General features: G+C 61.7%; 1 protein-coding gene. It reads right to left on the reverse strand.

What is annotated here, in order from left to right; all coding sequences use genetic code 11:
- Positions 1-222: 222 nt before the first annotated feature.
- Positions 223-600 carry a hypothetical protein gene (locus tag NRB20_RS37370; RefSeq protein ID WP_153416159.1) on the reverse strand — a complete coding sequence of 126 codons (378 nt, stop codon included), beginning with the start codon at positions 598-600 and terminating at the stop codon, positions 223-225.
- Between the last annotated feature and the right edge of the window lie 281 nt (positions 601-881).

An 881-nucleotide genomic window follows, 5' to 3' on the forward strand; every position in this document is an offset into this window, starting at 1 on the left:
GCCCGTGGAGCCCGGCGGCCAACCCGCCGACCGGGCCACCCAAGATTGCCCGAAAGCCGCTGATCAGCGGCAAACAACCAATCCGAACCCGATCACGCCGGGCCGCAGGCCCGGCGCAAGATCCAGGCTAAACGAGCCACGCACGGCTGACCCCATCATTTCGCGACCTGAGGCCCGGAACATGATCCATTCTTCACCGCGAGGCGGTGCGCGCCGAAGCGCCTATTTCGGTATACCGCAGTACTTCTGGCCATGTTCCACGACGGCCTTGCCCGCAGCTCCGTTCCGTTGCGGATCGTCGGACTTCATGCTCGAAAGATCTGCATTCGCGGCCATCCGACCCGAGTAATCGACGAGGAAGTCCCAGCTGCTGTGCAGTTCGTCGGGTGCGATGGCTTGCATCTGCTTCGCCTTGGCCGCCCATTCATCGAACCTTTTCGGATCTTCGACATTTTTGTTCATGCTCTCGAACATGACTTTGAAATAATTGGGCAGCTCGGTGCAGTAGGTGCTCGAGGACTTGGGTTTCTCGGCATTCGAATCGTCGCTACACGCGCTGGCGAATCCGGCCAGGGCAATAATTGCGAATGCGAGAGCCACTGCCGTTCTCTTCATACGAAGCTCCGGGATCGTTGCTGGTCATCGTGTCGGGATATCGTGCCGGCGACCGTCGGTGAGGCGAGTGTAACGACGGAAATTGCTGGGCGCGAGGGGATTATCCGTTGGGGGAGCAGCGGGGCCGAGCGGTCGTCTCAGCCCGGATCCACCGACGTGGTTTGTGGGTGGTCCGTGCGCCTGCGGCGCGCGGACAACCAGGTTATGGGTAGCCGGCAGCCGCTGGTCTGCCCAGCCTTTCCACTGTCGTTCCTGGTAGAGCCCCG

The sequence above is a fragment of the Nocardia macrotermitis genome (assembly GCF_009604405.1).
Taxonomy (GTDB): domain Bacteria; phylum Actinomycetota; class Actinomycetes; order Mycobacteriales; family Mycobacteriaceae; genus Nocardia; species Nocardia macrotermitis.